Raw genomic sequence first — 4743 nt, forward strand, 5'->3', positions numbered from 1 at the left:
GCTCCCGCCGACGCCCCGCCCCCTGTGGACGAGCGGTGATCTTCCGCGGTGCACCGTGGAAGATCACCGCTCGTCCACAGGGGGGTCGCCCGGCGGGAGCAGGTGCGTGTCGGAGCGTGCTGACACAGTGAGCGCACCGTGATCGGCGATCGACAGGGGGACCTCTCGTGCACATCGACAACGCCCGCGAGCTGAAGGCGCAGCTGCTGGCCGGATCGGTCCAGGCGGCGGCCGTCGCCCCCGCGGGCGTGGCCAGCGTCGGCATCAGCGTGCTCGGGCGGGGCCCGCAGGGCCCCCGCTACGGCCTGGCGGTCCGCTACTCCGGCGGCCGCGGCCAGGCGCTGCTCGCCGGCGCCCGCGAGCTCGCCGGCACCAGCGCCGGCAGCGAGGTCGACATCCGCGACGTCGGGCGGGTCCGGGCGCTCACCGCCCCCGCGGAGGGGCTGACGTGGACGCCGCAGGCGCTGCAGCAGCGGGTCCGGCCGCTGCACCCCGGGCTCTCGATCGCCCACCGGGACGTCACGGCCGGCACCCTCGGCGGCTTCGTCACCGTCGCCGGTTCCGACGGCGTCTTCGCGCTGTCCAACAACCACGTCCTGGCCGCCTCCGACCAGGCCGCCCTCGACGACCCGGTGCTGCAGCCCGGCCCCCACGACGGCGGCACCGCCGGCGACCGGGTGGGCCGGCTGGCGCGCGCGGTCCCCCTCGACGCCGGCGGCGGCAACGGCGTGGACGCCGCGCTCGCGCTGCTGGAGGACGTCGCGGACGTGGCGGACGTGGACCCCACCTACCCGGTGGGGCGGCTGACCGGCTGGGCCGAGCCCGACGACGAGGTCGCCGTGGAGAAGGTCGGGCGCACGACGGGCTGGACGAAGGGCCGCATCAGCGCCATCGAGCTCGACGACGTGGCCGTGGAGTACCCCGTCGGCGTCGTCAGCTTCGACGGGCAGGTCGAGGTCACCGGTGCGCGGGGGGCCTTCTCCGCGGGCGGCGACTCCGGGTCGCTGGTGTACCGCCCGGACACCCGCGAGGCCGTCGGGCTGCTGTTCGCGGGCAGCGAGCGCGGCGGGGCGGACGGTTCCGGGCTGACGTTCTGCAACCCGATCGGCCTTGTGCTGGAGAGCCTCGGTGCGACACTGGTGGTGTGAGCGAACCCTTCCCCGGTTCGGGCGCACGGCCCGACGCCTCCGCCGCTCGCGCGGTCAAGACGCAGATCAGCCGGCTCGTCGCGGGTGATCCCCGCGTCAACGGCATCGGCCTCACCCGCAGCAGCGGCGACTGGGCCGTGAAGGTCAACGTGGTCGACGGCGACGACTACCCGGACCTGCCGGACACCGTGGACGGTGTCGGCGTCCGGGTGGCCGTCGTCGGGCGCATCACCCCCAGCGGCCTCGCCCCGGGTCTCAGCCCGGGCGGTGACTGAGCAGCCGCTCCAGCACCTGCGCCACCCCGTCGTCGTCGCACGCCGGGGCCGTGGCGTCCGCGGCCGCGACCGCGTCCGGGTGCCCGTCGGCCATCGCGTAGGAGCGCCCGGCCCAGCGCAGCATCTCCAGGTCGTTGGGCATGTCCCCGAAGGCGACGACCGCCTCCGGCCCCGCACCGCGCTCGGCGGCGACCTCCGCGAGCGTCGAGGCCTTGCTCACCCCGAGCCGCATGATCTCGATGAGCGAGTCCGCGGCGTTGGAGTGGGTGGCGTTGACCAGGTCGCCGACGGTGTCCAGGGCCGTGGCGAGCATCTCGTCGCTGGGCGTGCCCGGGCGCTTGGCGAGGATCTTCACCACGGGCGGGACGTCCACGAGCAGGTCCTCGAAGTCCCCCACCCGCTGCTCCAGCCCGCCGTCGAAGCGGGTGGCGTAGGCCTCCTCGCGGCGGAAGCCGACGACGGACTCCAGCGCGAACCCGATGCCCGGCAGCGCGGCCCGCAGCCGCTGGGAGACCTCCCGCAGCACCTGCACCGGCATGCTGTGCTGGCGCACGACCTGCCCGCTGTCGAGGTCGAAGACGACGGCGCCGTTGGCGCAGACCACCTGCCCGCGCAGCCCCGCCTCGCCGGCCAGCGGCGTCACCCACCGCGGCGGGCGCCCGGTGACGGGCACGACGGGGATGCCCTCGCGCTGGCAGGCCGCGAACGCGTCCAGGGTGCGGCGGCTCATGGGGCGCTCGCGCGGGATCACCGTCCCGTCGAGGTCGGTGGCGACCAGGCGCCAGCCGCGGGCGAAGGACGCCTCCGCCTGCTCCGCGTCGTCGAGGGTGGCAGGCAGGTCCGGGCTCACGGGGTCATCCTGCCCCACCCGCGCCGGGAGGGTCCGCCCCCCCGCGGGCTCAGACCCCGGCCGGCCGCCCGGCCCGCGCCCTCACGGCACCGTGAGCCGCAGGCGGCCCGCGAGCGCGGCGGCCGCGTCGAGGACCTCGCGCTGCTGGGCGCTGGTGCGCTGGGCGGGCAGCTCGCGGTAGCCGCTCTCGTAGGGGTCGACGACGCCGGTGGGGTGGTCGGCGAGCACCTCCAGGACGGCGAGGCCGCAGTAGGGCACGTACACCGGGGAGTAGCCGCCCTCGTGGGACATCACGAGGCGGCCGCCGCACAGCTCCTCGGCCGCCTCCTTCAGCAGCCGCGCCATCTGCCGGTAGCCGGAGGAGGTGACGACCATGTTCCCCAGCGGGTCGAGGGCGCTGGCGTCGAAGCCGCTGGCCACGAGGACCAGCTCGGGGCCGAAGCCGCGCAGCGCGGGCACGACGACGTCGGCGACGGCGTCGACGTAGCCGCCGTCGCCGGTGCCGGCGGGCAGCGGCACGTTGAGCACCGACCCCTCCCCGGCGCCGGTGCCCCGCTCCGCGAGCGCGCCGGAACCGACGGGGAACAGCCCGTCCTGGTGCAGCGAGATCGTCAGGACGTCCGGGTCGTCCTCGAAGATCGCCTGGGTGCCGTTGCCGTGGTGGACGTCCCAGTCGACGACGGCGACGCGGCGCACGCCCCGGTGCGCGCGGGCCCACTCGATCGCGACGGCGATGTTGGCGAACAGGCAGAACCCCATGCCGGTCTCGCGGCGGGCGTGGTGGCCCGGCGGGCGCACCAGGGCGTAGGCGTTGGTGACGACGCCGTCGAGGACGGCCTCGACCGCGGCGATGGTGCCGCCGGCGGCCAGGCGGGCGATCTCGTGGGAACCGCGCCCGAACGGGCTCACGCCGTCGCCGGCGTCCCCGCCGCCGGCGGCGCTGGCGGCCGCGACGGCCGCGACGTGCTCGGGGGTGTGCACGCGCAGCAGGTCCTCCTCGGTGGCGCTGCGGGGGCGGATCCGGACGACCTGCTCCAGCAGGCCGGAGACCTCCAGCAGGCCGTTCATGCGGCTCTTGGACTCCGGGCTCTCGAAGTGCGCGTACGGCTGCGCGCCGAGCCCGGCCGGGACGTGCCCGGAGCGGTTGACGTTCGTGTCGTGCCAGGCGTACAGCTCGTGCCAGACGTAGCCGGTGCTCATGCGCGTCTCCTCCGTGCCGGGTGGGTGGTCAGCCGAGGTCGCCGGCGACGAGGCGGGCGAGCAGGCGGGCGAGGACGTCCACCCCGCGCTCCAGGTCCTCGTCGCGGGTGAGCTCGCGCTCGTCGTGCGAGACGCCCTCGACGCTCGGCACGAACAGCAGGACGGTCGGCACGAGCGCGTCGAGCGCGATCGCGTCGTGCCCGGCCATCGTGAGCATGCGGTGGGTGCTCGCCCCGGCCTCCTTGGCGACGACCTCGGCGAGGTCGACGCCGGCGGCGGGCAGCCGCGCCGCCGGCCGCAGCGAGGAGCGCACGACCTCCACCTCGACGGCACCGCGCTCGGCGGCCGCGGCGAAGCGCTCCAGCAGCAGCGCGTGCGCCCGCTCCAGCAGGTCGGGGTCCGCCGAGCGCACGTCCAGGCTCAGCCGCACCTCGCGCGCGACGACGACGGGCGAGTTCGGCAGGACGGTCATCCGGCCCACCGCCGTCAGCAGCGCACCGTCGGGGAACTCGTCCACGAGGTCGCGGGCCAGGCACACCAGGCGGGCCGCGGTGGCGAGGGCGTCGTGGCGGTCGGCCATCGCGGTGGCCCCGGTGTGCCCCTGGACGCCGTGCACGACGACCTCCAGCTTGCGCGCCGCCCAGCCGCCCTCGACGAGGCCGACGTCGGCGCCCAGGCGCTCCAGCGCCCTGCCCTGCTCGATGTGCAGCTCGGCGTAGGCGACCGCCGCCGGCGGTTCGGCGCTGCCGCGGAACCCGATGCCCTCCAGCGCCTGCGCGACGCTGGTGCCCTCCAGGTCGCGGGCGGCGAGCACCTGCTCGACCTGCAGGGCGCCGGTGTAGGCGCCGCTGCCCATGAGGCTGGGCTGGAAGCGGCTGCCCTCCTCGTTGAACCAGTCGACGACGGCGAGGTTGAACCGCGGCCGCAGCCGGCCCGCGGCGACCTCCGCGAGCACGTGCCGCGCGGCGTGCACGGCGGCCAGGACGCCGTAGGCGCCGTCGAAGCGCCCGGCCCGCGGCTGGGAGTCCAGGTGCGAGCCGACGAGGACGTGCGGGGCGCCGGGGACGAGCTCGGCGCGGCCGAAGACGTTGCCGACGGCGTCGACGTCCACGGCCAGGCCGGCCGCGGTCAGCCGCTGCACCAGCCAGCGCCTGGCCTCCCCGTCGGCGGCGGTGCCGGCCTGGCGCTCGACACCGCCGCCCGGGGTGGCCCCGATCGCCGACAGCTCGGCGAACTCCTGCAGGAAGCTCATCCGGCCACGCCCTCCTGC

At 76.3% G+C, this 4743-nt stretch carries 5 protein-coding genes; 2 read left to right on the top strand and 3 right to left on the bottom strand.

All coding sequences use genetic code 11. The features are described 5' to 3' along the window. The first annotated feature begins 167 nt into the window (after window positions 1-167). Together GTQ99_RS19905 and GTQ99_RS19910 are read left to right on the top strand one after the other, a co-directional pair. A complete protein-coding gene (locus tag GTQ99_RS19905) occupies window positions 168-1148 on the top strand; it encodes a chymotrypsin family serine protease (RefSeq protein ID WP_166617445.1) in 981 nt (326 codons plus the stop codon). Further along, a complete protein-coding gene (locus GTQ99_RS19910; RefSeq protein WP_166617446.1) occupies window positions 1145-1423 on the top strand; it encodes a hypothetical protein in 279 nt (92 codons plus the stop codon). The genes GTQ99_RS19905 and GTQ99_RS19910 overlap by 4 nt, the downstream gene beginning before the upstream one ends. On the opposite strand, the gene GTQ99_RS19915 is transcribed toward GTQ99_RS19910, so the two are convergent. From GTQ99_RS19915 to GTQ99_RS19925, 3 genes are all read right to left on the bottom strand, one after another. Beyond that, window positions 1404-2273, bottom strand: a complete 870-nt coding sequence (locus tag GTQ99_RS19915; protein WP_166617447.1) for an HAD-IIB family hydrolase — start codon at window positions 2271-2273, stop codon at window positions 1404-1406. The genes GTQ99_RS19910 and GTQ99_RS19915 overlap by 20 nt on opposite strands. Window positions 2274-2354: 81 nt before the next feature. Beyond that, window positions 2355-3473, bottom strand: coding sequence for a class II histone deacetylase (locus GTQ99_RS19920; protein ID WP_166617448.1), 1119 nt, complete (start codon window positions 3471-3473; stop codon window positions 2355-2357). Between the two features lie 28 nt (window positions 3474-3501). Continuing rightward, window positions 3502-4743, bottom strand: a 1242-nt coding sequence (locus GTQ99_RS19925) for a M20 family metallo-hydrolase (RefSeq protein ID WP_205707874.1), incomplete at its 5' end; no start/stop codon positions are given.

The sequence above is a fragment of the Kineococcus vitellinus genome (genome assembly GCF_009906315.1).
GTDB classification, from domain to species: domain Bacteria; phylum Actinomycetota; class Actinomycetes; order Actinomycetales; family Kineococcaceae; genus Kineococcus; species Kineococcus vitellinus.

What these genes read in the sequence shown, in the direction of transcription:
- GTQ99_RS19920 (WP_166617448.1), bottom strand. Translation starts at nt 3,473, where the DNA reads ATGAGCACCGGCTACGTCTGGCACGAGCTGTACGCCTGGCACGACACG.